The 26504-nt window shown below is 56.3% G+C and carries 25 protein-coding genes; 18 read left to right on the forward strand and 7 right to left on the reverse strand.

The annotated features are described in order from the left end of the window. The first annotated feature begins 114 nt into the window (after positions 1-114). From H8B15_RS07145 to H8B15_RS07170, 6 genes are all read left to right on the forward strand, one after another. On the forward strand, positions 115-1272 hold the full coding sequence (locus tag H8B15_RS07145) for a geranylgeranyl reductase family protein (RefSeq protein WP_187318986.1): 1158 nt from the start codon (positions 115-117) through the stop codon (positions 1270-1272). A gap of 44 nt (positions 1273-1316) precedes the next feature. Continuing rightward, positions 1317-1757, forward strand: a complete 441-nt coding sequence (locus H8B15_RS07150; protein ID WP_187318987.1) for a DUF4174 domain-containing protein — start codon at positions 1317-1319, stop codon at positions 1755-1757. A gap of 67 nt (positions 1758-1824) precedes the next feature. Next, positions 1825-2802 carry a YitT family protein gene (locus tag H8B15_RS07155; protein WP_187318988.1) on the forward strand — a complete coding sequence of 326 codons (978 nt, stop codon included), beginning with the start codon at positions 1825-1827 and terminating at the stop codon, positions 2800-2802. Positions 2803-3043: 241 nt separating this feature from the next. Continuing rightward, entirely contained in the window at positions 3044-3226 is a 183-nt protein-coding gene (locus H8B15_RS07160) for a hypothetical protein (protein WP_187318989.1), read from the forward strand. Between the two features lie 126 nt (positions 3227-3352). Continuing rightward, complete coding sequence (locus tag H8B15_RS07165; protein ID WP_187318990.1) at positions 3353-3889, forward strand: DUF4136 domain-containing protein; 537 nt, start codon at positions 3353-3355, stop codon at positions 3887-3889. A gap of 78 nt (positions 3890-3967) precedes the next feature. Further along, positions 3968-4453, forward strand: a complete 486-nt coding sequence (locus H8B15_RS07170) for an ankyrin repeat domain-containing protein (RefSeq protein WP_187318991.1) — start codon at positions 3968-3970, stop codon at positions 4451-4453. Between the two features lie 214 nt (positions 4454-4667). Here the strand turns inward: H8B15_RS07170 and H8B15_RS07175 are convergent, their stop codons facing one another. Continuing rightward, entirely contained in the window at positions 4668-5765 is a 1098-nt protein-coding gene (locus H8B15_RS07175; protein WP_187318992.1) for an acyltransferase family protein, read from the reverse strand. Between the two features lie 656 nt (positions 5766-6421). Here H8B15_RS07175 and H8B15_RS07180 point away from each other — a divergent pair. Then, on the forward strand, positions 6422-7408 hold the full coding sequence (locus H8B15_RS07180) for an SDR family oxidoreductase (RefSeq protein WP_187318993.1): 987 nt from the start codon (positions 6422-6424) through the stop codon (positions 7406-7408). 258 nt (positions 7409-7666) lie between these two features. After that, positions 7667-8791 (forward strand): MBL fold metallo-hydrolase, encoded by a 1125-nt coding sequence (locus H8B15_RS07185; protein WP_187318994.1) that lies wholly within the window; start codon positions 7667-7669, stop codon positions 8789-8791. A gap of 65 nt (positions 8792-8856) precedes the next feature. On the opposite strand, the gene H8B15_RS07190 is transcribed toward H8B15_RS07185, so the two are convergent. From H8B15_RS07190 to H8B15_RS07205, 4 genes are all read right to left on the reverse strand, one after another. Continuing rightward, positions 8857-9312, reverse strand: a complete 456-nt coding sequence (locus tag H8B15_RS07190; RefSeq protein ID WP_187318995.1) for a hypothetical protein — start codon at positions 9310-9312, stop codon at positions 8857-8859. A gap of 11 nt (positions 9313-9323) precedes the next feature. Next, positions 9324-10283 carry a hypothetical protein gene (locus H8B15_RS07195; RefSeq protein WP_187318996.1) on the reverse strand — a complete coding sequence of 320 codons (960 nt, stop codon included), beginning with the start codon at positions 10281-10283 and terminating at the stop codon, positions 9324-9326. Between the two features lie 78 nt (positions 10284-10361). Continuing rightward, the gene (gene scpA, locus H8B15_RS07200; RefSeq protein ID WP_187319170.1) at positions 10362-12584 is read right to left on the reverse strand and encodes a methylmalonyl-CoA mutase; all 2223 of its coding nucleotides are present in this window, start codon (positions 12582-12584) and stop codon (positions 10362-10364) included. Positions 12585-12683: 99 nt separating this feature from the next. Continuing rightward, the gene (locus tag H8B15_RS07205; protein WP_187318997.1) at positions 12684-14471 is read right to left on the reverse strand and encodes a methylmalonyl-CoA mutase family protein; all 1788 of its coding nucleotides are present in this window, start codon (positions 14469-14471) and stop codon (positions 12684-12686) included. Between the two features lie 219 nt (positions 14472-14690). On the opposite strand from H8B15_RS07205, the gene H8B15_RS07210 reads away from it, so the two are divergent. The 3 genes from H8B15_RS07210 to dnaA all read left to right on the forward strand — a co-directional run bounded on the left by H8B15_RS07210 (position 14691) and on the right by dnaA (position 18171). Next, entirely contained in the window at positions 14691-15461 is a 771-nt protein-coding gene (locus H8B15_RS07210; RefSeq protein WP_246455342.1) for a 5'-nucleotidase C-terminal domain-containing protein, read from the forward strand. Between the two features lie 134 nt (positions 15462-15595). Continuing rightward, positions 15596-16519 carry a metallophosphoesterase gene (locus H8B15_RS07215; protein ID WP_187318998.1) on the forward strand — a complete coding sequence of 308 codons (924 nt, stop codon included), beginning with the start codon at positions 15596-15598 and terminating at the stop codon, positions 16517-16519. Between the two features lie 155 nt (positions 16520-16674). Beyond that, positions 16675-18171 carry a chromosomal replication initiator protein DnaA gene (gene dnaA, locus H8B15_RS07220; protein ID WP_187318999.1) on the forward strand — a complete coding sequence of 499 codons (1497 nt, stop codon included), beginning with the start codon at positions 16675-16677 and terminating at the stop codon, positions 18169-18171. A 136-nt stretch (positions 18172-18307) separates the two neighbouring features. Here dnaA and H8B15_RS07225 read toward each other — a convergent pair whose 3' ends face one another. Continuing rightward, the gene (locus tag H8B15_RS07225) at positions 18308-18793 is read right to left on the reverse strand and encodes a hypothetical protein (RefSeq protein ID WP_187319000.1); all 486 of its coding nucleotides are present in this window, start codon (positions 18791-18793) and stop codon (positions 18308-18310) included. 194 nt (positions 18794-18987) lie between these two features. After that, entirely contained in the window at positions 18988-19416 is a 429-nt protein-coding gene (locus H8B15_RS07230) for an OsmC family peroxiredoxin (protein ID WP_187319001.1), read from the reverse strand. A gap of 233 nt (positions 19417-19649) precedes the next feature. Between H8B15_RS07230 and H8B15_RS07235 the strand changes: the two genes are divergently transcribed. The 7 genes from H8B15_RS07235 (at position 19650) to H8B15_RS07265 (ending at position 26498) form a co-directional block, all read left to right on the forward strand. Next, a complete protein-coding gene (locus H8B15_RS07235) occupies positions 19650-21143 on the forward strand; it encodes a GH3 family acyl-acid amido synthetase (protein WP_187319002.1) in 1494 nt (497 codons plus the stop codon). A 106-nt stretch (positions 21144-21249) separates the two neighbouring features. After that, positions 21250-22098 carry an endonuclease/exonuclease/phosphatase family protein gene (locus H8B15_RS07240; protein WP_187319003.1) on the forward strand — a complete coding sequence of 283 codons (849 nt, stop codon included), beginning with the start codon at positions 21250-21252 and terminating at the stop codon, positions 22096-22098. Between the two features lie 53 nt (positions 22099-22151). Further along, on the forward strand, positions 22152-22595 hold the full coding sequence (locus H8B15_RS07245; RefSeq protein ID WP_187319004.1) for a hypothetical protein: 444 nt from the start codon (positions 22152-22154) through the stop codon (positions 22593-22595). Between the two features lie 61 nt (positions 22596-22656). After that, complete coding sequence (locus H8B15_RS07250) at positions 22657-23121, forward strand: 3-oxoacyl-ACP synthase (protein ID WP_187319005.1); 465 nt, start codon at positions 22657-22659, stop codon at positions 23119-23121. Between the two features lie 184 nt (positions 23122-23305). Beyond that, on the forward strand, positions 23306-24490 hold the full coding sequence (locus H8B15_RS07255; protein WP_187319006.1) for a 1-deoxy-D-xylulose-5-phosphate reductoisomerase: 1185 nt from the start codon (positions 23306-23308) through the stop codon (positions 24488-24490). Between the two features lie 167 nt (positions 24491-24657). Next, positions 24658-26001 (forward strand): RIP metalloprotease RseP, encoded by a 1344-nt coding sequence (gene rseP / locus H8B15_RS07260; protein WP_246455343.1) that lies wholly within the window; start codon positions 24658-24660, stop codon positions 25999-26001. After that, the gene (locus H8B15_RS07265) at positions 26001-26498 is read left to right on the forward strand and encodes a DUF6702 family protein (protein WP_187319007.1); all 498 of its coding nucleotides are present in this window, start codon (positions 26001-26003) and stop codon (positions 26496-26498) included. Before rseP ends, H8B15_RS07265 begins: the two co-directional genes overlap by 1 nt. The last annotated feature ends 6 nt before the right edge of the window (positions 26499-26504 follow it).

Here is a 26504-nt window from a genome sequence, read left to right on the forward strand (position 1 = left end):
TGCGTTTACCACCACGAAACACTGCGAGAAAAGAGGGTTGTGTAAGCTCTGTATCTCTACCCCGCCTACCGGCCTGAAAACCGGGAAGTAAGCAGCGCCTGCTAACTTGCACCCGTGGAAACTTCCGAATACGACGTAGCCATTCTGGGTGCCGGCCCTGCCGGGGCGGCCTGCGCGCTGGCGTTGCACGGCCACGGCCTGCGCGTGGTGCTGGTAGACAAAGCTACCTTCCCGCGCGACAAAGTGTGCGGTGATGCCATTCCTGGCTTAGCGCTCAAGGCGTTGCGCCAGCTTAATCCGGCCTGGCACGCTGAGCTTCTGGCAGGTCTCACGCCCCGCGCCGACACCCGCGACAGCCGCGTAGTGGCGCCCAATGGCCGCGAGCTGCGCATTCGCTGGCAGCTGCCTACCTTCAACAGCCCCCGCCTGCACTTCGACGACCACCTGCTGGGCCTTGTGCGCCGCCATACCACTACCAAAATCCGGGAGGACTATGCCGTGCGCGACATCCAGACCACACCAACGGGTGTGCAGCTCCTACCCGCCCACAAAGAGCAAGAACCGCTAACTGCCCGCCTACTCATTGCCTGCGACGGCGCCAATTCCGTGGCGGCCCGCCGTCTCACCCAGCGCACCATCGACAAAGCCTACCACTGCGCCGCCGTGCGGGCCTACTACTCGGGCATTGCGGAGGTAGACGGCACCACCACCGAGTTTTTCTTCCTGCACGAATACATGGCCGGCTACTGCTGGATTTTTCCGGTGGGCAATGGCGTGTATAATGTGGGGTTTGGAATGCTCTCCGAAGCCGTAGCGCGCCAGCGTGTTGACCTGAAAAAGATGCTGCCGCAGCTGTTGGCCACGCACCCCGAGCTGGCACAGCGCTTTGCCGGGGCGCAACAACTATCAGAGGTAGAAGGCTTTGGCTTGCCACTGGGCGGCCGCCCGCGCCCCCTGGCAGGGGAGCGGTTCCTGCTCTGCGGCGACGCGGCCTCCCTCATCGACCCCTTGCAGGGCCACGGTATCGATACGGCCATGCAAAGCGGCATCCTGGCGGCCCGGCAGGCCGTGCGGAGCTGCCAGCAAAACGATTTCAGCCCTGCCTTTCTAGCCGACTATGAGCACCAGGTAGCCCGCCAAATCACCAGCAAGCTGGCGCGCAGCTACCGCCTGATGCGCCTGGTAGCCCCGCGGCCCTGGCTGATGAACGTGGGCTTTGCCGTGGCCCGGCAGCCGCTATTAAAACGGTGGCTGCTGCGGGTGGCGGGGTAGACACAGCGGTTATCCTGCGGGTGTTGGTTTGCGTAAGGAAAAGCATGAACACTACGTTTCGTCGTTTGGGAATACTGAGTGGCATTGGCTTGCTGCTGATAGGGCTGCTGAGCGCCGCGCCCCCTGCCTCACTCTCTGCTACCCTGAAAGCCAACCGGTGGAAAAAGCGCGTACTGCTCCTGTATGCGCCTACCGCCGATGACGCCACGCTGAAGCGCCAGCGCGCCCTGCTCGCGGCCCAACCGGAAGGAATGCGTGCCCGCGACATGCTAGTCCTCGATGTTATCGAAAGCCAGCTAAGTACCACCGACCGCCACTACGCCCACCAAGAGCTGAAGCTGCCCGCCGACCGCTTCACCGTGCTGTTAGTTGGCAAAGACGGCGGCGTGAAGCAGCGTAGCGCCACGCCCCTCCCTCCCGATGCCCTGTTTGGCACCATTGACAAAATGCCCATGCGTCGCGAGGAAATGCGCCGCGAGAAGTAGCGCCGATGTGTGGTGGGGTAGTCAACTCCGGGCGGTTCCTACGTATAGGGACCATATTTCCTACTGCATGCCTGTTAAGCCTACCCCTGCCGAGCTACAAGACCAGCCCAAAGGCACCGCCGTCACTGCGGCCACCGAAACTATTCCGCCGCACGAAGGCAATGCCCATCCGACGGTGTATGGACCACGCTGGTGGCGCAAGCAAGTAGTGCAGGGCCTCATGATGGTGGCTGGCATTTTTTCGGCGGCGCTGGGCCTCGAAAGCTTCTTGCTACCCAATGGCTTTATCGATGGGGGCGTAACGGGCATTTCGTTGCTCACCAACCACACCACCCACCTTTCGCTGCCATTGCTGATTGTGGTGCTCAATATCCCGTTTGTGGTGATGGGCTATTTTCAGCTGGGGCGGGGCTTTGCGGCGCGTACGCTGGCAGCCATTCTGGGGCTAGCCACGGTGCTGTACTTCGTGCACTTTTCGGTGCTGGCCGAAGACAAGCTACTGGCTGCCGTGTTTGGGGGCTTCTTCCTGGGGTCGGGTATCGGGCTGGCCGTGCGCGGCGGCGCCGTACTCGATGGCACCGAAATCCTGGCTGTGTACCTCAGCAAGAAACTTCCCCTAACAGTAGGAGATATTATTCTGCTTATCAACATCGTCATCTTTGGCGTGGCGGCGCTGTTGCTGTCTATCACCACCGCCCTCTACTCGATTCTAGCCTACCTGGCCGCCGCCAAAATGGTTGATTTTATCATTGAAGGCATTGAGGAATACACGGGCGTGACCATCATTTCGCCCAAAAGTGAGGACATCCGGCGCATGGTCACCGAAAAGCTGGGTCGCGGTGCTACCCTCTATGTGGGCAAAAGCGGCTACAACACGCAAGGGCAGGATCAGAATACCATCGACATCATCTTCACGCTGGTAACGCGCCTGGAAGTAACCCGCCTCACCGACGAGATTGACAAGATTGACCCAAACGCCTTTGTGGTGATGAGCAGTGTGCGCGACACAAAAGGTGGTATGGTCAAGCGGCGGCCGTTGCATTAGCGAACATGAGAAGCGCCTACTAGGTGAAAGCGATGGGCCACATAGAAAGTATATTTTCTCAATAGTGGAAAAATATCCAATATTGAATCTGCTTGCCGTCTCAAATAAGCTGTTCAGCTACCAGAGGAGTGCAAATACCGAGAAAATGAGTTTTGCGCTATTCAATTGAGTTGTTTTGTAGAACAAATGCCGCAGCGGACTCGGCATCCTGATCTTCTACATCTCTTTTATTGCTCTGCTCATGTTCTCTTCTACCACTCTGCGTCCCATTTTTGTACTTGTTGTGGCCCTGCTCTTATCGGTAGGCAATACGGTGGCGGGTACTCCCTTCACGCGGGCGATTAAGCGTGGCTATGGCTATACGCACCGGCCTTACTACAAACAGTACAAAAGCGGTGTGCGTGGGCTCTTTGCCCGCCGCTAAGTAGGTAGAAGAGTGTAGCTAACGCTCCCGTCACCAGATCCATATCTCAGGGCTTGGTGACGGGAGCGTTGCATGTAATAGCATCGCTGGGTAGGCCACCCCAAGCCAGGTTGCGTACATAGGCAAATGAAAAAGCTACTGCCACTTCTGCTAGTATTGGCAGCCTGTGCCCCTAGTGCCCAGGTCACGGCCGTTGACCAGATGGCCGGAACCGATTTTACAGCCTACCACACCTACAACTTTCCGGCCGCCGACGCCCGCAATGAGGCCGGCTACCAGGTGATGAGCCCAACCCTACCCGTTTGGCAGGCAGCCATTGCCCGTGAGCTGGAAAAGCGGGGTTACCGTCGCGCCCCCCAGCCCGATGTGTGGGTGCACGTGGGGGTAGTAGTGGCCGATAAAGTGCAAACCCGCGAAACGCAGATCTGGGAGGCGCCTCCGTATGTGGGGCAGCACCGCTACGGTTGGCAGAGCCAGCAGGTGCCCGTGCGGGCCTACCGCGAGGGAACTACCACGGTAGATGTAGTAGATGCCGCCCGCAATACGCTGGTGTGGCAGGGCAACGTGGCCGGCGCTCTTACTAAGAAACCCAATCGGCAGGTAGAGCAGATTAACAACAGCGTGGCCGAGCTGTTTGGCCGTTACCCGGTGCCCGCGCCCTAAAACATCCAGTTGGGTTAGCTGGTTGATACAACCAGTCGCGTAAGCCCCCGTATCAGCATCATCACTAAGCTTTTTCTCTTGGAAAGTCCATTCACCTCCGCTCGCCCCGAAGACTTATTGTTTGATGCCGCCCGCCGGGGCGATGTAGCCTATTTGCGTGAACTGCTCGCGACGGGCGTCGATGTAAATACGCAGGATGCCAAAGGCTTCACGCCGCTTATCATTGCCGCCTACGACGACCACCTGGAGGCTACCAAGCTGCTGCTAGAGGCTGGGGCCGACGTGAACGTGCAAGACCGCGCCGGCAATACTGCCCTGATGGGTGTATGCTTCAAAGGCTACCCCGAAATAGCTCGGCAACTCATTGCCCACGGCGCCAACCTGGACTTGCAAAACGGCAACGGCGGCACGGCTCTCATGTTTGCTACCCTGTTTGGCCGCAACCAGCTGATACCAATTCTGCTGGAAGCAGGTGCTGATACCAGTATCCGCGATGTGCGGGGTCTCTCGGCTCACGATCTGGCCATTCAGCAAGGCAACGAAGCGGCACTGGAGCTGCTATAGGAGAGCCCTAAGAAGGTATATAAACAGAGGAGCCGGATTTCAGTACTGCTGAAATCCGGCTCCTCTGTTTATTGTAATAGTTGTAGAATGAACGCGCCATTCGTTAAATCAAGCATGACGGCCTTATGGCTTCCTGAATAAGATTAACTAAATGACCAAAGCCGGCCATATAGCCTTGGCAAACGAAACACAGAGTGTTGTGTTTCTACAACGATTAGTAACCCATAAGATACTTGCTCCTACTGCCAGCAATAGCTTTTATTACTGCAATAGCGGCGAAACAAAAGAGTAAATCAGCAACAAAAATCAACGTAGAATGGAAGAAGGTAGGGGACCAGTTTAATGTGCCATTTTCCGTTAGGTAATCAATAAAATACAGGAAATAGTAATGAATGAAATACAAAGCAAAACTGACGTTAGATAATTTAGTCAGGTTGCTAGACAAGAATTTATTCTGCATAATCTTGTCGTTAAACTTCCACAACAAGTATATAATGCTCCAGCAGAGGAGTAGTTTTTGGCAATACAAGAATTGCTCGATAAAGCGGATTTCCTTCTGGGTGAAAATGGCGCCCAATACGATAAAGGCAACGGTAAGACCAAGTAAAATAGGCCATAGCAAATCTGTGATGGACAGCAGCCGCTTGTGGTACCGGCTGGCGAACATACCAAGCAAATAGATGGATATGTAATGGATAAAGGCCAGATGAAACCGGTACAGCTCTGATGATCTGGTGACTAACAACGACAGGCACATAAAAACAGGTAGAAAATAATACACTGTTCGGTTACGGTCGAGGTAGATAAAGACCGGTGCCAGCAGGTAGTAAAAGCAGATCATGGGAATAAACCAGAAAGGCACCAAGTGCATACCGGTTACATAATAGGCCACTAACTGCGTGGGTAGGGAATACGTGAAAAAGGCCGGAAATACTTCCGTTATGTCTGGGTTGTGGTGGTGCGTTGCGAAGCGGATAAACAGAATAGGAAGCGAGATAAGTACATAGGGCACCAGGATGTTCTGCACCTTCTTGTACCAATAGGTCTTTTTATCGAATCGCTTGGAGAGGTATTGAAAAAGAAAGCCCGAGATGAACATGAACAGCAACGTGCCTCGTTGCAGGATAACAGGTTCAAACTCCGGCTTTAGGATGCCGTAACAATGGATGGCTACAATGAACAGAATAGCAATGGCCCGAGCGTTCTGAATATAGTCCAGAAAAGCAGGTTTGCGAGCAACTGTTGTGGATGCATTGACTTTATCTAAGAAAGCAGTTGGTTGCTTCGCAACAAAAGTATTAACAGTTTCCATGCAGCGCCCTCAAAAAGTTATGCTAAGAGATTTCTATAGTGAGTAACGTTACTTGCTGGATTAGAAATAGAACTATACTTATATGATAGACTTTTTACGTGCCTATTATTCTGTTTTAATGGCTTTTTTCAAGAAAAGCACACATGCTGTCGCTCCCGTTTATATTAAATAAGTTCGGCTATACGCATACTCAACGAAAGGGTTGTACTTTTTTAAAAATAAGATGATTGGCGGGGCGTGTATAGTGGGTATAAATTGTAAGTGGTTATTGTTGAGCTTCAACTACATAATAAGCTATTATATTTATCGTTTTATGATTTAAGTATCTTATTTACAGATATTTATGAAATATTTATTTGCTTGGTGATTCTTATTATATATTTTATTCATGTTTAATTATTTCGCTTTTCCTTTATTAGTAGTGTGGTTTATTTATATTTTATGAATGTGTGCGACTATATGATTTTATAATAATTTTATGTTATTGAATTAGTAACAATGGCATGCACAAACAGTGAAACTTTGTAGTATGAGTAAATAACTGCGCACAAAATCAACTATATTTTTATACAAATAGGAAGCTCATATAAAGCCAAATAGCCGTGTTGGGTAGGGCTGCGTAAGAGGTAGGAAATACAGTTCTAATTTCTACCCCTATGAAACTCAAACCCATCAAGGAACAAACCATTGTTATTACAGGTGCAACCAGCGGCATCGGACTAGCTACGGCTCAACTAGCCGCCAAACAAGGTGCAAAGCTGGTACTAGCGGCGCGCAGTGAGGAAGACTTGCAGAAGGTGGCCCGGGAGCTAGGCGGCGACGTTGCCACCGTAGCGGCCGATGTGGCCAATGCCGACGAGGTGCGGCGCATTGCCGAAACCGCCTTGGCGCGCTTCGGCAGCATCGATACCTGGGTAAATAACGCCGGGGTAGGCATTGTAGGAATGATTGAGCAGGGAAGCGTGGAAGACTACCGCAAGCTGTTCGATACCAACTTTTGGGGTGTGGTGAATGGCTCCTTGGAAGCCCTGAAGCACCTGAAGCCCAAAGGCGGCGCACTCATCAACTTGGGCAGCGAGGTATCCGATTTGGGTGTGGCGCTGCAAGGGGTGTATGCGGCCAGTAAGCACGCCATCAAAGGCTTTACCGACGCGCTGCGCGCCGAGCTGGAGCACGAGGGCGCGCCAGTGTCGGTTACACTGATCAAGCCAGCCGGCATTAATACGCCATTTATGCAAAACGCGCGCAACTACCTGGACCGGGAGCCGAAGCTGCCTGACCCCGTATACGCGCCCGAAGAAGTGGCCTATGCCATTGTGCACGCCGCCGCGCATACGGAGCGCGACGTGTACGTGGGCGGTGCTAGCAAGCTATTCAGCTCCTTCAATAAAGTAGCACCCAGCGCTGTAGACTGGGTGAATGCCCACGTGATGCCCAGCCAGGAAGTGCGCCCCGACCAGGCGCCCAGCAACCCGCAGGGCGGTTTGCACCAGCCCGGTGTTGGGGGCCACGTACACGGCGACCATCCGGGCTACGTGTTTCAGAAAAGCTACTACACGCGTGCCGCTTTGCACCCGGTAGCCTCGGGGGCACTCCTGGCCCTGGTAAGCGGCGCCGTGGCACTGTGGCTGTCGAAGAAATAAAAGGCCGTCTTTATATAGAGCGTTTTAGCAGAACGTCATTCCGAGCTTGTCGAGGAATCTCGCGTGCTGATGGTAGGTAGTGTCTTACGTCAGCACGCGAGATTCCTCGACAAGCTCGGAATGACGTTCTTTTTTTGGTCCGTTCTGCCCTCGTTCTGTTTCAGATGTTCTCCGGAAAAGCCTTTGTTATGCAAACCCCGAACAAACAGTCGGGTATACGGATTGGGTACACAGAATATTCTTAGCTCCCTGAACGAAATGCGCAATTTCTGGAAAATCGTTGGCTACTTGGTAGCAGGTATCGTGGCCATGCTGATTGTAGCAGGTGTCGCGTTTGCGCAGTTGAGCCCGGAGCTGGGCGGTAAGCCAACCAAGGCGCAACGGGCGGCCTATGCCGAGTCGGGGCACTACCAGGATGGGGAGTTCCGGAACTTGGTGCCGACGGAGGTGATGACCGGGGGGAGTACAGTGAAGGTGTTCTGGCAGTTTCTGTTCAGCAAAACGCCCAGCAGCGAGCCGCCCGGCCCGCTGCCTACCCATATGCTCGACTCGCTCAGCATCACCCGCAAAACGCCGGACATGGTGCGCGTTACGTGGTTTGGGCACTCGGCCAGCCTGGTGGAAATAGCCAGCAAAAACATCCTCTTCGACCCCATGCTGAGCGTGAAGATGGGGCCGCTACCCCTGGTCACGCCCAAGCGCTACAACGACACGCTGGCCATTACGGCCGAGGAGCTGCCGCCCATCGAAGCAGTCCTGATTTCGCACGACCACTACGACCACCTCGACTACAAAACCATCGTGAAGCTGAAGGACAAGGTGGCCCACTTCTACGTGCCGCTGGGGGTAGGGGCGCACCTGCTGGCCTGGGGCGTAGACCCGGCCCGCGTGCAGGAGCTGGACTGGCACGACTCCATCCAGCTGCCCGGCCTCACGATTGTGAGCACGCCGGCGCGCCACTTTTCCGGGCGCGGGCTGGGCAACCGCAACAGCACCTCGTGGTCGTCGTGGGTGCTGAAGACGCCTACCCACCGCGTGTTCTACAGCGGCGACGGCGGTTACGGGCCGCACTTCCAGCGCATTGGCCAGCAGTACGGCCCCTTCGATCTGGCACTGCTGGAGTGCGGGCAGTACGATAAGAACTGGGCCGAGATTCACATGCTGCCCGAGCAAACCGTGCAAGCCGCCCTCGACGTGCAGGCGCGGGTGTTTCTGCCGGTGCACTGGGGCGCCTTCACCGAAGCTCACCACCCCTGGAACGAATCGGTGAAGCGGGCCACCGCCGAAGCCGCCCGCCGCCACGTGCCCTTCACGACGCCCGAGCTAGGCCAGTCGGTGGTGGTAGGGGTAGGGATGCTGCCACAACGGCGGTGGTGGGAATAAAAGCCTGGCAGCAAGACGAATTTGGTCAGATATATCTATCTACAAGCTAAAAAAGTGATAAATGATTAATCTATATTGCTTCCCATTAACTGTAAAAAAATATATATAAACCTAATGGAACAGGTAAGCGAAAAAGCAGTGGTAAATACAGTAATTAATTGAACATAACGCCAATAAGAAGAAGCTGTATTAATATCAGAGGGAATAAAAGATAAGCTAAGTAGAAATAAAGCTGTTGCTAATAACACCCACACTGCAACAACTAAATACTGATTGAATAAAGGCAATTGTCCAAGTTGAGTAATAAACTGTTTGCGTCGGCTAGTTATAGTCTGAAAAATGGTATAAATAGTTAATAGAAAGCCTAGAAGTGTGGTTGTAACTGTTAAGCTGGCGCTACTAAACGCTCCAAAAATTTTGTTAGCCTCTGCTGGGGCTAAAGTATGAAGATAGTGGCGCACTACCCAGGTAACACCTAGGGCTATTGTAAGTGGCCAATACCGTTCGATAATACGTGTCATGATTGGTTAAGCTACTCTCCGCCTACACTTTGAATAACGGCAGCGTGTTTTTCAAATAATTCTAGAATGAGCTGACACCTATGGCGAACAGCTACAGAACTAGGCAGCGTGGAATCTGTAAAAGGAACAGCTGAGATAGAATCTGTTACTCTGTTTGCTAACAAATTTAGCTGAGTTAGGCGTTCCAAATCCTCTTCCTGTCCAACAACTTGCAATAGTGATAGTTCACGAGGATCTAATTCATCCATCGCGCTAACAAATTTGTCGACAAAACTTCTTTGTAATGAAGGGTTTATTCCTAGGTCTGTCTGCCGCTTTTTAGGCGGACGACTTGGGACCTTGAAAGTACAAATTATCTCATCGCTGCCACTCTCAGTAGCAACTTTGAAAGAGCTAGTAATAGCTTGCCTAGTAGCTTCATCGCGGAACATAGAGACATCACGCAACCGAGCTATATGTACTCTAAGTTGCGTAATTCGAGTAAGACGTTTGAATACAGCACGAGCATCTAAGTTTTCAATAACAGCTGGATGAATGTGTGGAAAACGCCCATTCCGCTGTTCAAGTAACATAGTACGCAGATATAGGCACCAATCACGGGCTGTAGTGCTGCCTTCACCAGGGCTTTCTAGTAGCAGAATGCGCCGCCGCTTTTCAAAGACAAAACAACTAGTTTTACTAAGACCTTGGCCTGGTGTTAATGGAAGTAAACCAAATTGTTTACTATCCGTCGCATAAGTAGGAGGTAGATTTGCCATTTGATTGTGCACTAATGCACCTTGTATATAATCTCCTCTATCTTCTACTGCATAAGCATCTAGCGAATAGCTCTCTCCCTTAAGAAATGATTTGAATTTTGAGCAATCAACGGTTGCAATAGCATCGTTCAGTATTTTCTCTGAATGTTCGTTATTACTGTCTGTATTAATGCGCCAGAAATTGACAGAAATCTTACGTGGTCTTATGCCCATAATTAGTGTAATGTTAATTATCGTATTAAACAGACAGGAAAAGCTAAATCTCCAAACAAGATATAGTCTTGTATCGAGTTACTCCCCCAACTTCCCCAAAATCTCCTGCGCCGCCACGGCAATAACCGTCCCCGGCCCGTACACGCCGGCCACGCCCGCATCATACAGAAACTGGTAGTCCTGCGCCGGAATCACGCCGCCGGCAATAACGAGGATATCCGCGCGTTCGAGCTGCCGTAGCTCCGCCAGCAGCTGCGGAATCAGGGTTTTGTGGCCGGCGGCGAGGCTGCTGACGCCCACCACGTGCACGTCGTTTTCGGTGGCCTGACGGGCTACCTCGGCGGGCGTTTGGAACAGGGGCGCAATGTCCACGTCGAAGCCCACGTCGGCGAAGGAGGTAGCAATGATTTTGGAGCCCCGGTCGTGGCCGTCCTGGCCCATTTTGGCGACCAGCATACGCGGGCGGCGGCCTTCGCGGGCGGCGAAGTCGTCGGCCATGTGGCGGGCCTGGGCAAATTGCTCGTCGTAGCTCATCTCCGCCGAATATACACCCGAAATGGCCCGAATGGTAGCCTGATGGCGGCCATATACTTTTTCGAGGGCATCGGAGATTTCGCCGAGGGTAGCGCGCAGGCGGGCGGCCGTCACGGCCAGGTCCAGGAGGTTACCCCACCCCCCGGCCCCCTCCCCTCCGGGAGAGGGGGAGCCAAACGATTCTGTTGTTGACTGCTGTGTGGCTCCCCCTCTCCCGGAGGGGAGGGGGCCGGGGGGTGGGGTCTGCCCAGCCGCCGCCGTAAGCGCCGCCAGCGCCGCCTGCACAGCCGCTTCGTCGCGCCCAGCCCGCACTTTTTGTAGCCGCGCAATCTGCGACTCGCGCACGGCGGCATTGTCGATGTCGAGCAGTTCGATATTGGTGGGCTCGTCAATCTTGTATTGGTTCACGCCTACCACTACCTCCTTGTTGGAGTCGATGCGAGCCTGCTTGCGGGCGGCGGCTTCCTCGATGCGCATTTTGGGTAGGCCGGTTTCAATGGCCTTGGCCATGCCGCCCAGCTCTTCCACCTCCTGCATCAAGGCCCAGGCTTTGTCGGCCAGCTCGTGGGTGAGGGTTTCCACGTAGTAGGAGCCGCCCCAGGGGTCCACCACGCGGGTGATGTCGGTTTCGTGCTGGAGGTAGAGCTGGGTGTTGCGGGCAATGCGGGCCGAGAAGTCGGTGGGGAGGGCAATGGCCTCGTCGAGGGCGTTGGTGTGCAGGCTTTGGGTGCCGCCCAGCACGGCGGCCAGCGCCTCCACACAGGTGCGGGCCACGTTGTTGTAGGGGTCCTGCTCGGTGAGGGAGTAGCCCGAGGTCTGGCAGTGCGTGCGCAGCGCCAACGACTTCGGGTTCTGCGGGTTGAACTGCTGGATGAGCTTGGCCCAGAGCATACGGGCGGCGCGCATCTTGGCAATTTCCATGAAGTGATTCATGCCAATGGCCCAGAAAAACGACAGCCGCGGCGCGAAATCATCAATGCTCAAACCCGCCGCCAGGCCGGTGCGCACGTACTCCAGCCCGTCGGCCAGGGTATAGGCCAGCTCAATGTCAGCGGTGGCGCCGGCCTCCTGCATGTGGTAGCCCGAGATGCTGATGCTGTTGAACTTAGGCATGTGCCGCGCCGTGTACTCAAAAATATCGGCAATGATGCGCATGCTGGGCGCGGGCGGGTAGATATAGGTGTTGCGCACCATAAACTCCTTCAGAATATCATTCTGAATGGTGCCCGCCAGCTTGTCGGGCGTCACGCCCTGTTCCTCGGCCGCCACAATGTAAAAGGCCATAATGGGCAGCACCGCTCCGTTCATGGTCATGCTCACCGACATCTGATCCAGCGGAATCTGGTCGAACAGCACCTTCATATCCTCCACCGAGTCGATAGCCACGCCGGCCTTGCCCACGTCGCCCTCCACGCGGGGGTGGTCGGAGTCGTAGCCGCGGTGCGTGGCCAGGTCAAACGCCACCGAGAGGCCCTTTTGCCCGCCCGCCAGGTTGCGGCGGTAAAAGGCGTTGCTTTCCTCGGCCGTGGAGAAGCCCGCGTACTGCCGCACGGTCCAGGGTTTCTGCACATACATAGTAGAGTAGGGGCCGCGCAGGTAGGGCGCCACGCCCGCGCCAAAGCCGAGATGGTCGAGGCCGGCCACGTCCTGGGCCGTGTAGTAGCTTTTCAGCTCGATGCCTTCGGGGGTAGGGGAGGCAGCGGGCGGCGCGGTGGGGGTAGGCAGCGTGCCGGCGTTGTAGGGAATATGGGCGAAATCGGGCGTCATGAGAGTAGGGGTAGGGGCGCGTCGCACGCGTCCGGCATCGGGTGGGGATATTAGGAAGAAGCTGCTACGGCGCGGCCGAAGGGCGCGTGCCACGCGCCCCTACCGTTTGCCCTGTAATCGGGCCAGCACATCTTCCGTGCTATAACCTTCCACCACAAATTCTTGAAAACCAAAAAATTGCACGGCTTCCTGCAACGTCGCAAGGTCGGAGGTGAGCAGGGGCGAGGGTAGGAAAGATGGGTCGTCGGCTGGCACGCGGTGCACCAGGCGGGCCAATCGGCTGAACTGCTCGGGCGTGGCATACATCAGCGTGGCTTCTTCGGAAGAAGAAAACAGCACCGAGACCGTGCCCTCCGGGTGGCTCTCGCGCAGCTCCGGCCGTTCTGCGGCGGGAAGGGTTTGGAGAAACGATTCCAGAATGTGCTGGTTGGTATGAGCGCCCAGCAGCACCACGGCCGCCCGCTTCAGCTTCTTCTCGCGCCGCTGAAAGTGCAGCGCCGTGGCCAGTTGCAGTACTTCCGAGGGGTAGGCGGCCCGCGTCGAGTCAAAATCGGCACTACGCAATAAGCGCTTGGGGTTGAAGCTGAACTGCTCACGCGGATTCTGGTAGCGGTTGGTGCCCACAATCACCTGCTCGCCGGTGGCAATGCGCCGGAACTGCGCCTGGGTGGTGACTTGTAGATGATTGATAACGAGCCGAACGGCTCGCGGCATACCGCCCGCTGCCTGCACCTCTTGAAACAGTGCCCAGGCGTTGCGGGCCAACTCATCGGTGAGGGTTTCTAGGTAGTAGGAGCCGGCAGCCGGGTCGGCCACTTGTTGCAGGTGGGCTTCGGCACGCAGCAGGGTAGGGATGTTGCGGGCCAAGCGGTCGGCAAAGGCATTGGGCGCCGCAAACAGGCTGTCGAAGGGCGTGACGCTTACGGCATCGGCGCCGCCTACCACGGCGGCCATGGCCTCGGTGGTGGTGCGCAGCAGGTTGGTGGGCGGGTCGAGGGTAGTCTGGCTCCAGGTGGCCGTGCTGGCGTAGATGCGCAGTTGGGGCGCCATCTCGGCGGGTAGCTGCTGGGCAAATAGCAGCGTGGCCCACAGCCGGCGCAGGGCGCGCAGCTTGGCTATTTCGGTGAAGTAGCTGGGGTTGATGGCCACCTGCACTTGCACGGCGGCGGCCACCGTGGCTACCTCTAGTTCGTTGCTGGGTAGGCAATCGAGATAGTACGCCGCCGCGCTTAGGGCAAAGGCCAGCTGCTGCGTAGCCGTACCGCCCCGGTTGCCGAAATACGCCCCGTTCAGCGTCAGCGCCTTGAATTCTGACAGGTGTTGCGTCAACTGCAATACGGTTCGCAGCGCGGTGAGCTGCCCCTGCAAATCCGGCAAATGGTCCGTTACGGGGTCGAAGCGCAGAAAGCCGCGCAGGGTGTTGCCGCTGGCTGTCAGCAGCCGCTCGATCAGGGGTAGGGGCGTGGCGCGCACCGAGTAGCCCACGTACGTAGTGGCCAGGGGTAGGCGCTGCGCCAAGTAGGTAACGTCGAAAGCGGCGGTATCGGCTAGGTCGAAGTGGGCGCCGTCGGCACCGCGTTGCAACGCCTCCGTTGCCCGGTCGATGGCGGCGTGGCCGTTGTCGTGGGCCGGTACCAGGTAAGTAGGCACGTTCAGCCAGGCGTTGGCCTCCGCCGTGCGCACCTGCGGGGTGGCGGGAGTAGATAGCGCGTCGAGAGCTTCGCGGTGGTAGAAGGGTTCCACTACCACGCCTTCGGGCGAGTGCCAGCGCAGCGTGGCCGGGTCCTGCCCTTTCAGGTCGCGGCGGATGCGCTCCTGCCAGGCGGCCGTACTCAGGGGAGTGAATTCAGAAAAGGAAAGCGGGGCGGTAGAGGAGGTATCGGCCATAGAGGGAAGGGTGGGCCTGGAATAAGCAACAGAACAGGTGAAACGGTTAAAGATACCGTATCGGGGGGATAATGCACGGGAGAAAGTACGCGCCCGCTTACGCAGGGTGTAGGTGCATAGTTGAGTTAGGTGAAGTGGGTAAGTAGGGTAAGGCGAATACCAACCACGGGTATCACACCGCCGCCGAAACGCGCAATTCGCGTACCTTTGCACTTCTGTATGCCCCTCCTGCTTATGTCGTTTTTTCGCACACGTACCACTGCTCTTGGCTGGCTGCTGGCCGTAGCCCTGCTACCTGCCTGCCAGCGCGCTGCTTACCAACCCCAGGCGGCCCTGGCCCCCATTACGGCCCGCCCCGTCGATAAGAGCCAGGCCGAGGACGCAAAGATGGCCGCCGAAATCACTCCTTACCGTCAGCGTGTTACGGAACAGATGTCGGCGGTGCTGGGAACGGCTCCAGTGGCCCTTACCAAGAACGCAGGCGAGTCGCCGCTGGGCAACTTTGTGGCCGACTTGCAGCGCGAGCGGGCCGCCGTAGCCCTGCACCAGCCCATTGATTTGGCCGTGATGACCAACGGCGGCCTGCGCACGGCGTTTCCGGCCGGCCCCATCACGCTGGGCTCGGTGTTTGAGCTGATGCCGTTTGAAAACAAGCTGGTAGTGCTGGATGCCCCTGGCCCCGTGGTGCAGCAGTTGTTCGACTACGCCGCCCGTATCAAAATGGCGGTTTCGGGCGCTACCTATGCCGTAGCACCCGATGGCAAACCCACTGATATTCGCATTGGCGGCCAGCCCTTCAACCCGGCCCGCGTCTACGCCATTGCCATTTCCGACTACCTGGCCGGTGGCGGCGACAACCTTTTGTTTTTCAAACCCCTCACCCAGCGTGATACGGGCGTACTGCTGCGCCAGGCCATTGCCGACAAAATCACCAGCCTCACGGCCCAAGGTAAACCCGTAGAGGCCCGCGTAGAAGGTAGGGTGAAATGAAGTGTTGAGTTGTAAGTGTTGAATTTTGAATGACTTGTGTAGGTTGTGAAAAGCATCACTCTCTCATTCTCAATTCATCCACGTGGCAGAATACTCAACCCAAAACTCAACATTCATAATTTAAAACTTCCAACGTGAACCGTCGCGATTTTCTGAAGCATTCGACGCTGGGTGCCGCCAGCCTGGGGTTGTTGGGCCTGAGCCACTCGGCCACTGCGGCCGATACCAAGGGCCGCCTGGTAATTCTGCATACCAACGACATGCACTCGCGCATCGACCCCTTTCCCGACAACGGCGGGCAGTGGGCCAATATGGGTGGCATGGCCCGCCGTGCGGCCCTCATTCAGCAGATCCGGCAGCAGGAGCCCCACGTGCTGCTCCTCGACTCGGGCGACATCTGGCAGGGTACGCCCTACTTCAACTTCTTCGAGGGCGAGCTGGAGTATAAGCTGATGACGGAAATGGCCTACGACGCCAGCACCCTCGGCAACCACGACTTCGACAACGGCCTGGAAGGGCTGCAAAAGCAGCTGCCCCACGCCGGTTTCCCGTTTCTGATTGCCAACTACGATTTCTCGGCTACCCCGCTGGCCGGCAAGTTTCAGCCCTATAAGGTGTTTGAGAAGGCCGGACACCGCATCGGTGTGTTTGGGGTAGGGATTGAACTGGCGGGCCTGGTGGCCGATAAGAACTTCGGCGCTACCCAATACCTCGACCCCATCACAGTAGCCAACAAGATGGTAGCGCAGTTGCGCGGCCCCGAGCGCTGCGACATGGTGATTTGCCTCTCGCACCTGGGCTACCAATACAAAGGCCCCAAAATAGACGACTTCAAGCTGGCCGCCGGCGCCCCCGGCATCGACCTGATTCTGGGCGGCCACACCCACACCTTCCTCGACAAACCCGACGTGGTAGCCGGCCCCAACGGTCACCAAACGCTCATCAACCAGGTAGGCTGGTCGGGTATCAACCTGGGCCGTCTCGACTACTCCTTTACGAAGGCTACCCGCCGTCCGGCCGTGGCCGCCGCTGCCGTAGTGCCCATTCACACCGCCTGACAGAAACTTGATAAAAGCAAGAGAAAGGAGCGTTTTTTTGTCTCCTGACTTTTCCACATTTTTGTCTCCCTTTGCCGTAAACGGAACGCTCTGCGGAGCGTGACGACGGCTTTCTGTCCACTGTCTGCTCGCTTCTTTGTTGCTCTAACTGTTTGATGCTGAAGGATTTTAGAACCGTATGGGTCAACTGTCTGCGCGTCATCAAAGCGAATATTGGTGAGCAGAGCTTCCGCACGTGGTTTGAGCCCATTGTGCCGGTGCAGCTGCACAATAACGTATTGATTATCCAAGTCCCCAGCCAATTTTTTTATGAGTGGCTGGAGGAGCATTACGTGGACGTACTCAAGAAAAGTATCTTCCAGGAGCTGGGTCCCGATGGCCGCCTGGAGTACTCGATTGTAGTAGATCAGGGCAACGCCCAGTCGCAGCCGCGCACACTCAACCTGCCTACCTCGCGCAAGGCTGCCCAACCGGCCCCCTCGGCCGGACCCGCCGCGGCGTTGGCCGCGGGGCCCATGTCGTCGTCGGCGCGGCACGTGGCGGGCGCGGCGGCGGCCCCGGCAGCCGCGCCGCCTACCCTGCGCAACCCCTTCGAGGCCAGCAAGGTAGTCGACCGCAACTACGTCAACTCCCAGCTCAACACCACCTACACCTTCGAGAACTACATTGAGGGTGACTGCAACCGCCTGGCGCGTTCGGCGGGCTTGGCCGTGGCGAACAAGCCGGGCACTACCTCCTTCAACCCGCTGATGGTGTACGGCGGGGTAGGGCTGGGCAAAACGCACCTAGTGCAGGCCATCGGCAACCACATCAAGGCCACCACGCCCGATAAGTTTGTGCTCTATGTGTCGGCGGAGAAGTTCACGAACCAGTTTATCGAGAGCGTGCGCATCAACTCGGTGCAGGATTTTGCCAATTTCTACCTGCTGGTGGATATCCTGATTCTGGACGATGTGCAGTTTATGTCGGGCAAGGACAAGACGCAGGAGATGTTCTTCCACATCTTCAACCACTTGCACCAGGCCGGCAAGCAAATCGTGATGACCTCCGACCGGCCCCCGCGCGACCTGAACGGCCTGGAAGACCGCTTGCTCTCGCGCTTCAAGTGGGGCCTCACCGCCGACTTGCAAAGCCCCGACTTTGAGACGCGCATGGCCATCATCCAGAACAAGATGCAGCAGGATGGCATCGATATTCCGCCGCAGGTGGTGGAGTACCTGGCGCATTCCGTGAATACCAACGTGCGCGAGCTGGAAGGCGTGCTGATTTCGCTGGTGGCCCAAAGTAGCCTCAACCGCCGCGAGATTGACCTGGAAATGGCCAAGCAGGCGCTCCGCCACATCATTGAGGAGGTAGAGGCCGAAGTCAACCTCGACTTCATCCAGAAAACCGTGGCTGAGTATTTCAGCCTGCCGGTGGAGCTGCTGAAGGCCAAAACCCGCAAAAAGGAAGTGGTAACGGCCCGGCAGGTGGCCATGTACTTTGCCAAGGAACACACCACCCACTCTCTGAAAAGCATCGGCCACCACTTCGGCGGGCGCGACCACAGCACCGTGATTCACTCCGTGCAAACCGTCTCAGACCTCATCGACAGCGACAAAAGCTTCCGCAGCTCGGTGCAGGAGCTACGCAAGAAGTTTGCGGGAAAGTAGGAAGAGATAGGAAAAAAGAAGACCGTCATGCTGAGCTTGGCGAAGCATCTCGCGTGCTGATGGCAGATAGTAACTCCAACATCAGCACGCGAGATGCTTCGACAGGCTCAGCAGGACGGTCTTTATTGTAGCACGTCTACTTCTCCTGGGAGTCGCTCAGCGGGATTTGATGGTTGGCAGCGAAGCGCTGCACTTGCTCGTGCAAAATCCGGCGGCGGCGGGTGCCGCGTACCTCACGCAGGCTCAGTACATAGCTGTTGCCATCTTTGAGCTTTACCCGTAGCTGACGCAGTGCCAACTCCAGTGAGGAAATGTCCTCGGCCGGAAAAGCCTGCTTGGGCTGAAACAAGCCGCCTTTGTGCACCATGTAGGCTGGGGTGAACTCCAGGTACGTCTGCGTGCCAAAAATAGGCGCGTTGTTGACCAGCACGTAGCCAATATAGATCAGGCTGAACGCCAGAAAAACATAGTCCAGGAAGTGTTGATCAGTACTGTTGCTGTCGGCTACCAGCCGCGAGCCAACGTAGAAGATCCAGAGTAAGCCAATAGCCATCTGCCCCCAAAAAGGAATACGCGAGTTGTTGGCAGGTTGCAGACGAATACGGGTAGAGGTAGGAGGCATACAGCGCAAAATAAGGTAGGACGGCAGCAAAGTAACTCAGTTTTCTGTTGCCAGCTGTTAGCAATTGGTGGAGTAGGCCGTCATTTCGAACGCAGTGAGAAATCTCGCGTGCTGATGATGGATAGTATCCTCCGTCAGCACGCGAGATTTCTCACTGCGTTCGAAATGACGGCCTACTCTTGATTAGAGCCAACTTATTTCAGCGTGGCCGAAGTCAGCTCCATCTCGGGTACGGCGCTGAGCAGCTGTGAGATTGGGCAGTTTTCCTTGGCATTTTCGGCCTGTTTCTGAAATTCTTCCTGCGAAATACCTTCCACTTCTCCTTCGGTTTTCAGGGCAATCTTCACCACTTTCGGCGTTTCGCCGGAGGTGTCCAGCGTCACCTTCGACTCGGTGCGGATTTGCTTTACCTGGTAGCCATCCTTGGTTAGGTGGCTGGTCAGGAACATGGTGTAGCAGCCGGCATGAGCGGCGCCAATCAGCTCCTCGGGGTTGGTGCCTTTCTGGCCCTCAAAACGGGCGCCTACCGAGTAGGGGGCTTCTACCACGCCGCTTTGGGTGCTAATGGTGCCGCTGCCTTTAATGTCGCCGTTCCAAACGGCATTGCCACGTTGGTTGATCATGGGAGGAAAAAATGAGTGATGGTGAAAAATGCTGTGTATACATACCACTCCCGGCAGTAGTAGGTTGCAGCGGGCAGAATCGCTACGAGTACGCAATGGTTCTCAACCATTGGCACGGGTAGGGTAGGTGGCCGAAAAAGGCTTTATGCATAGGAAATGGAGGGTCCATATCGCCTGGGCTTACGCAGGTTCCCTACCTTTACGGTGTTTACTTCTCAGCTGATTCTGATTCTATGGCGTTGAAAGCTACTCTGAGCCGGCCTCTGGCGGCTTATGTTGCCCACCGCTACCAGCGCTGGATGCAGGACCCGGTGGGTACCCAACAGCGCGTTCTGACCGGACTGCTGGGCTTGGGTAGCCGCACAGCGTTTGGGCACGACCACGACTTTCGCGCTATCAGCGACGCCGCCGGCCTGGCCCGCCAAGTGCCGATGCGCGACTACGAGGCCCTGCGCCCCTACCTCGACCGGGTGCAGGCCGGTGAAGCCGACGTGCTGTGGCCTGGTCGCCCGCTGTACCTGGCCAAAACTTCGGGCACTACCAGCGGCGCCAAATACATTCCGCTGACCAAGGACAGTATTCCCAACCACATCAACGGTGCCCGCGACGCGCTGCTGCACTACATCGACTACACTGGCCGCAGCCAGTTCCTGGACGGGCGGCTGATGTTTTTGTCGGGTAGTCCAGAGCTGGAAATGGTCAATGGTATCCACACAGGCCGATTGTCGGGCATTGTCAACCACCACGTGCCGGCCTACCTGCGCCGCAGCCAGCTGCCAAGCTACACCACCAACATCATCGACGACTGGGAAACCAAGCTCGACCAGATTGTGGAAGAAACCCTGGGTCAGCCCATGTCTTTGATTTCGGGCATTCCGCCCTGGGTGCAGATGTATTTCGACCGCATAGTGGCGCGCACGGGCAAGACGGTGAAGGAAGCGTTTCCTGAGTTCAGCTTGTTCGTATACGGTGGCGTCAACTTTGAGCCCTACCGCAAGAAGCTGTTTGAAACCCTGGGCGGCCCCGTGGATAGCATCGAGACCTTTCCGGCTTCCGAAGGCTTCCTGGCATTTCAGGACCAGCCCGGTAATCCGGGGCTGCTACTGCTGCTGGATGCCGGTATTTTTTTCGAGTTTATTCCGGCCGAGCGGTTTTTCGAGGACAACCCTCCCCGCCTGACCATAGGAGAGGTAGAGCTGGACCAGCAATACGCCGTGGTACTCAGCAGCAACGCTGGGCTGTGGGGCTACTCCCTCGGCGACACGGTGCGTTTCGTGAGCCGCTTCCCGCACCGCGTGGTGGTGTCGGGGCGCATCAAGCACTTTCTATCGGCCTTCGGCGAGCATGTGATAGGGGAGGAGGTAGAGCAAACCCTACGCGAAGCCATGCGCCAGCACCCCGAGGTGGAGGTAGTGGAATTCACGGTGGCCCCACTCGTCAGCGACGACCCCGCCGTGCCTTCTCGCCACGAATGGCTCCTCGAGTTTGCCCGGCCCCCGCATGATACTGCTGCCTTCGCGGCTACCCTGGACGCGGGCTTACGACAGCGAAATACCTACTACGACGACCTGCTGGCAGGTAATATTCTGGAGCCCTTGCAGCTCACGGTTCTGCCTGCTGGCGCTTTCCAGCGGTATATGAAAAGCCAGGGGAAACTAGGCGGGCAGAACAAGGTGCCGCGCCTCAGCAACGATAGGACGTTGGCTGAGGGGCTGCTAGCGATGTAGCGCCAGCACTGTCCAGCTAAGACAACCGGTTCCGGTAAGAAACCTAACTTGGCCCCACAACGCCCAAAATCATCTTTCACCTTTCTGCCTTATTCCACTCTTGCCCATGCGTTTTCTTCTTTCGCTGTTTCTTGCCTGTCTATTGCTTGCGCAAGTTGCCGTTGCTCAAAAAACCGCTGCTACCCCGTTGCGTGTGGCTACCTACAACCTGCGCATGAACACCGCCAGCGACGGCCAAAACGCCTGGCCCAATCGCGCGGAGATGGTGCGCAACCTCGTCAGCTACTATGATTTCGACGTGTTCGGCACGCAGGAGGGCTTCCGGGGCCAGCTCAACGATGTGGCCCAACTCAAACAGTACGCCTTTGTGGGCAAGGGTAGGGACGATGGCAAGGAAGCTGGTGAGCACTCGGCTATTTTCTACAAAAAAGACCGCCTGAAGCTGCTGCAAACCGGCGACTTCTGGCTCAGTCAAACCCCCGATAAGCCCGGCAAAGGTTGGGATGCCACCTGCTGCAACCGTATCTGCACCTGGGCCAAGTTCCAGGACACGCAAACCAAAAAGGAATTTTACTTTTTCAGCGCCCACTTCGACCACGAAGGAGTAGAAGCCCGGCGGGAGTCAGGGAAGCTGATGGTGCAGAAGATCAAGGAAATTGCCAAAAATGCTCCCGTTATCTTCGTCGGCGACCTAAACTCTACCCCCGATACGGAACAGGTAAAGATTATCCAGGCCTCGCTACGCAACGCCTACGATGCCACCCAAAAACCGGCCTATGGTCCTATAGGTACCTTCCAAGGCTTCAAGCTGGATGTGCCCCTGCAAGACCGCATCGACCACATCTTTGTAAGTAAAGAGTACACCGTACTCGACTACGCCGTTCTCACCGACTCCATGCGCGGCCGTTACCCCTCCGACCACTTCCCGGTGATGGTGGATGTGGTATTGAAGTAGATTTATTGGAATATGGAGTAGTTGATTAGTAATTATAAATTATCATATTTTAAATGAAAACACTTTTGATAATAGTAGCTATATTTTTAGCTATACCTTTTTGGTATATTGAGAGTAGAAATATTTATCATGTAGGAGGAAAAAATATAACTGTTTGGAAAACAGTTGGCAATGCGTGTTATATTATGCCTTGTGCTTATTTTGATATTTTCGCGCCTAATAATGATTACGTTGAAATTATGAATACTAATATGGATGTTGTTATAGCTTGGGATAAAGAGGCTTCAGATACTATTATGGTTTATAGCTATGATAAAAGAATAAATATAAACAGTCGAAAAGTGAAATTTATCTTGGTTAGTCAAGAAGATTTAGAAGAGAAAATTTATGAGAAAAAAGAAAATGGACTTAAAAGTAAACTAAAGAAAAATATAGAGTTGGTAAGTGTTCATGCTTTTGAATCGTGGGCAAACGATAAAAATGGTGTTGTTCTTTAGTGAACACTAAGAATATAATTATTTTAATTAAATTGTTGAGAAGTAAAATGAACATTATATAATGGTCGGCTTAAATCAGCAACTAAAACCTGCCCTCCACGCCGCTTGCCTGGCCTACCTCCAACAGCGCATTGACGCGGCCCAGTCGGCGATGCTGGCAGCGCAGGAGTCGGCTAATTCTGAAACCAAGAGCAGCGCCGGCGACAAGTACGAAACCGGCCGCGCCATGGCCCACGAGGAGCGCAACCGCAACGCCGTGCAGCTCCGCGAAGCCCTGAATCTCAAAGCTGAGCTAGAGCGCATTGACCCAGAAAAAGCCTGCGACACGGTGCGCCCCGGCGCGCTGGTTACCACCAGCATGGGCCGTTTCTACCTCAGCATCAGCGCCGGTAAGCTCACCGTAGACGGTGCCGATTACTTTGCCGTGTCGCCGGCCGCGCCGGTGGCGGCGGCGCTGAGCGGCAAGCGGGTAGGGGAGGAAGCGGTGTTCAATGGAAAGAAGGTGCGGGTAGAGGGTATTGTATAAAGCGGGGTAGGAGCGGTTTGAAGCCGCCCATCGTTGCTGATGTAGGATAGGGCGCGTCGCGTTGTAGTCGATGCAATGGAGCGCAACCCAGCAGGCGGCTGCAAGTCACCCCTACCTCATTCTACCTAATAGCAGGCCGGAACGGATATTGCCTGCGAAGCAGAACTTCGCCTTACTTTTGTTCATGCCTACTCCCACCCCCAAGCGCGTGGCGCTGCTCGGTGCCACGGGTTCCATTGGAACCCAGGCGCTGGATGTCATGCGCGCCCATCCTACCCGATTCGCCGTTGCGGCGCTGTCGGCGCAGTCCAATGCCGAGCTGCTGATTACCCAGGCCCGCGAGTTTCGGCCCGCCGTGGTAGTTATTGGCGATGAAACCAAGTACGAAACCGTAAAAACCGCGCTGGCTCAGCAGCCCGAAACCGAAGTGCTGGCCGGAGCCGGCGCCCTCGCAGAAGTAGCTGCCCGCCCCGACTCGGATATTGTGCTCACGGCTATGGTAGGCTACGCGGGGCTGCTGCCCACGGTGGCGGCCATCCGGGCGGGCAAAGACATTGCCCTTGCCAACAAAGAAACGCTGGTGGTGGCGGGTCAGCTCATCACGGAGTTGGTTCGGGAGCATAACGTAAAGCTGCTGCCCGTCGACTCGGAGCACTCGGCTATTTTCCAGTGCCTGGTAGGCGAGGAGCAAAATCCAATTGAGAAAATCATCCTCACGGCCTCAGGCGGACCGTTCCGGGGTAGGGGTAGGGCCGAGCTGGCTACCGTCACCAAAGCCCAGGCCCTGAAACACCCTAATTGGGACATGGGCGCCAAAATCACCATCGATTCGGCTTCCCTGATGAACAAAGGTCTGGAAGTGATTGAGGCCAAATGGCTGTTCGGCCTGCGCGACGACCAGATCGACGTGGTGGTACACCCGCAGAGCATCATTCATTCGCTGGTGCAGTTCGAGGATGGCTCTTTGAAAGCCCAACTCGGCCTGCCCGATATGAAGTTGCCCATCCAGTATGCCCTGGGATACCCCGAGCGCCTGCCCTCCGATTTTCCGCGCTTCAACTTTCTGGCCTACCCACAGTTTACCTTCGAGCAGCCCGATACCACCACGTTCCGCAATCTGGCCCTGGCCTTCGAGGCCATGCGCCGGGGCGGCAACGCGCCCTGCATCCTCAACGCCGCCAATGAGGTAGCCGTGGCCGCTTTTCTGCGCGATGAAATCGGTTTTCTGGAAATGTCGGACCTCGTGGAAAGTTGCCTCACCAAGGTTTCGTACCTTGCTACCCCATCGCTCGACGATTACGTGCATACCGACCAGGAAACGCGCCGCGTGGCGCAAACGCTGATTGGCCACGGAACGAAGTCGAGGTAGGAACTGTCATGCTGAACAACTGTCATCCTGAACGCAGCGCAGCGGAGTGAAGGACCTTATCACGCTGCACTGAGCCGTTGATGCGATGGTGCGGGCGTGATAAGGTTCTTCACTCCGCTGCGCTGCGTTCAGGATGACAATCTTACATTTTTAACTTCTTCGCTACTTTGGAAGGATTAGTTATGGCCGGCAACCTGTTGCTGGGCCTTTCGCTTTTGGTTGGTTTGCACGAGTTTGGTCACTTCGCCACGGCGAAGTATTTCAAGATTCGCGTCGATAAGTTTTACATCTTCTTTGACTTTCTGTTTCCGATGCCGGGCGTGCTCAACTTCGCCTTGTTCAAGAAGAAAATTGGGGAGACGGAGTACGGCCTGGGCTGGTTTCCGCTGGGTGGCTACGTGGCCATCCACGGCATGATCGACGAGACGCAGGATGCCGAGAGCTTGGCCGCCGAGCCGGAGCCCAACGAGTTTCGGGCCAAGCCAGCCTGGCAGCGCCTGATTGTGATGCTGGGCGGTATCATCATGAACGTGATTACCGGCATCGTCATTTTCACGGCCCTCACCTACACCCACGGCGAAAGCTACCTGCCCGCCTCGGAGGTGCGCTACGGCGTGCTACCCAACGAGTTGGGTAAGGAAATGGGCTTTCGGATGGGCGACAAAATCGTGAAAATCAACGGTCGCCCGTTCACTGAGTTCAACGAGGTGTATGAGCCCGAAGTGATACTGGGCAGCAACAGCTACTACACCGTGGAGCGCAACGGCAAGCTCGTCGACATCGATGTGCCTGCCGACTTCATGGACCGCCTCGCCGAGAAAGACCAGGGCGCGTTCGTGGTGCCCCTCGACCCGTTTCAGGTAGATGAGGTAGTGCCCAACAGCGCCGCCGCCAAGGCTGGCCTCCAGCCCGGCGACCGGGTAGCCGCCGTAGCCGGCACGCCCATTCACTATTTTCCTGAGCTGCAACAGGAGCTGAAAAAACAAGCCGGCAAGACCATTCCGCTGACGGTGGAACGCGCCGGCGCCCCTACCCAACTCACCGTGACGGTAGAGCCGGAGGGCACCATCGGCTTCCGCCCCAAGTCGCTGCTGCACTTCGACACGCGGCATTACACCTTTGCCGAATCGGTGCCGCAGGGCACCAAGCAGGCTTTTGGTATCGTGACCACGCAGGCCAAGGCATTCGGTAAGATTTTCCGGGGAGAAGCGTCGTTTCGTAAGTCGGTAGGCGGGCCCATCGAAATTGCCCAGCAATATGGCGGCAAGTGGGACTGGCTGCGGTTCTGGACGCTCACGGGTATGCTCTCCATGGTGCTGGCCTTCATGAACCTGCTCCCTATCCCGGCCCTAGATGGCGGCCACGTGCTGTTCCTGCTCTACGAAATGGTAGCCGGTCGCAAGCCCTCTGATTCCTTCCTGGAAGGTGCTCAGAAGGTAGGCATGGTGCTGATTCTGGGCCTGATGGCTTTCGTGCTGATTATTAACCCCATCCTGAAAAACTTCCTCTAATGCGTCGGTGGCTGTTCTTGTTGTTGATGGTAGTAGGCATGGCGGCCCAGGCGCACGCGCACGTCTACCACGCCAGCATCATGGACGTGCGTTATAACCCGCAGAAAAAACAGCTGGAAGTAGCAGTGAAGGTGTTCACCGACGACCTGGAAAAAGCCTTATCGGCAAATCAGCCCAAGCCGGTGAGCGTGCTGGAAGACCCAAAGCCACAATTGGCTACCCTCGCCACGGCGCTGTTGCGGCGCACACTGGCATTCGGCACGAAGCCCGGCGAAATCCTACCCTGGCGCTACGTAGGCATGGAACGCGACCACGACGCGCATTGGCTCTACCTCGCCGTACCGCTGTCTAGTGCGCCGCCAGCGCTCTACCTGCGCAACCATCTGCTGCTCGACACCTTCGACGACCAGATGAACATCGTGAACGTGGAAGCTAACGGCAAGAAGCAAAGCGCCCTGTTCCGCGGCGGCGAAGACGTGCGGAAAATGGAGTTGTAAGGCAAC

The sequence above is a fragment of the Hymenobacter citatus genome, assembly GCF_014333615.1.
Taxonomy (GTDB): Bacteria; Bacteroidota; Bacteroidia; order Cytophagales; family Hymenobacteraceae; genus Hymenobacter; species Hymenobacter citatus.

What these genes read in the sequence shown, in the direction of transcription:
- H8B15_RS07150 (WP_187318987.1), top strand. Translation starts at nt 1,317, where the DNA reads ATGAACACTACGTTTCGTCGTTTGGGAATACTGAGTGGCATTGGCTTG.
- H8B15_RS07155 (WP_187318988.1), top strand. Translation starts at nt 1,825, where the DNA reads ATGCCTGTTAAGCCTACCCCTGCCGAGCTACAAGACCAGCCCAAAGGC.
- H8B15_RS07160 (WP_187318989.1), top strand. Translation starts at nt 3,044, where the DNA reads ATGTTCTCTTCTACCACTCTGCGTCCCATTTTTGTACTTGTTGTGGCC.
- H8B15_RS07165 (WP_187318990.1), top strand. Translation starts at nt 3,353, where the DNA reads ATGAAAAAGCTACTGCCACTTCTGCTAGTATTGGCAGCCTGTGCCCCT.
- H8B15_RS07175 (WP_187318992.1), bottom strand. Translation starts at nt 5,765, where the DNA reads ATGGAAACTGTTAATACTTTTGTTGCGAAGCAACCAACTGCTTTCTTA.
- H8B15_RS07180 (WP_187318993.1), top strand. Translation starts at nt 6,422, where the DNA reads ATGAAACTCAAACCCATCAAGGAACAAACCATTGTTATTACAGGTGCA.
- H8B15_RS07185 (WP_187318994.1), top strand. Translation starts at nt 7,667, where the DNA reads ATGCGCAATTTCTGGAAAATCGTTGGCTACTTGGTAGCAGGTATCGTG.
- H8B15_RS07190 (WP_187318995.1), bottom strand. Translation starts at nt 9,312, where the DNA reads ATGACACGTATTATCGAACGGTATTGGCCACTTACAATAGCCCTAGGT.
- H8B15_RS07195 (WP_187318996.1), bottom strand. Translation starts at nt 10,283, where the DNA reads ATGGGCATAAGACCACGTAAGATTTCTGTCAATTTCTGGCGCATTAAT.
- scpA (WP_187319170.1), bottom strand. Translation starts at nt 12,584, where the DNA reads ATGACGCCCGATTTCGCCCATATTCCCTACAACGCCGGCACGCTGCCT.
- H8B15_RS07205 (WP_187318997.1), bottom strand. Translation starts at nt 14,471, where the DNA reads ATGGCCGATACCTCCTCTACCGCCCCGCTTTCCTTTTCTGAATTCACT.
- H8B15_RS07210 (WP_246455342.1), top strand. Translation starts at nt 14,691, where the DNA reads ATGCCCCTCCTGCTTATGTCGTTTTTTCGCACACGTACCACTGCTCTT.
- dnaA (WP_187318999.1), top strand. Translation starts at nt 16,675, where the DNA reads ATGCTGAAGGATTTTAGAACCGTATGGGTCAACTGTCTGCGCGTCATC.
- H8B15_RS07225 (WP_187319000.1), bottom strand. Translation starts at nt 18,793, where the DNA reads ATGCCTCCTACCTCTACCCGTATTCGTCTGCAACCTGCCAACAACTCG.
- H8B15_RS07230 (WP_187319001.1), bottom strand. Translation starts at nt 19,416, where the DNA reads ATGATCAACCAACGTGGCAATGCCGTTTGGAACGGCGACATTAAAGGC.
- H8B15_RS07235 (WP_187319002.1), top strand. Translation starts at nt 19,650, where the DNA reads ATGGCGTTGAAAGCTACTCTGAGCCGGCCTCTGGCGGCTTATGTTGCC.
- H8B15_RS07240 (WP_187319003.1), top strand. Translation starts at nt 21,250, where the DNA reads ATGCGTTTTCTTCTTTCGCTGTTTCTTGCCTGTCTATTGCTTGCGCAA.
- H8B15_RS07245 (WP_187319004.1), top strand. Translation starts at nt 22,152, where the DNA reads ATGAAAACACTTTTGATAATAGTAGCTATATTTTTAGCTATACCTTTT.
- H8B15_RS07250 (WP_187319005.1), top strand. Translation starts at nt 22,657, where the DNA reads ATGGTCGGCTTAAATCAGCAACTAAAACCTGCCCTCCACGCCGCTTGC.
- H8B15_RS07255 (WP_187319006.1), top strand. Translation starts at nt 23,306, where the DNA reads ATGCCTACTCCCACCCCCAAGCGCGTGGCGCTGCTCGGTGCCACGGGT.
- H8B15_RS07265 (WP_187319007.1), top strand. Translation starts at nt 26,001, where the DNA reads ATGCGTCGGTGGCTGTTCTTGTTGTTGATGGTAGTAGGCATGGCGGCC.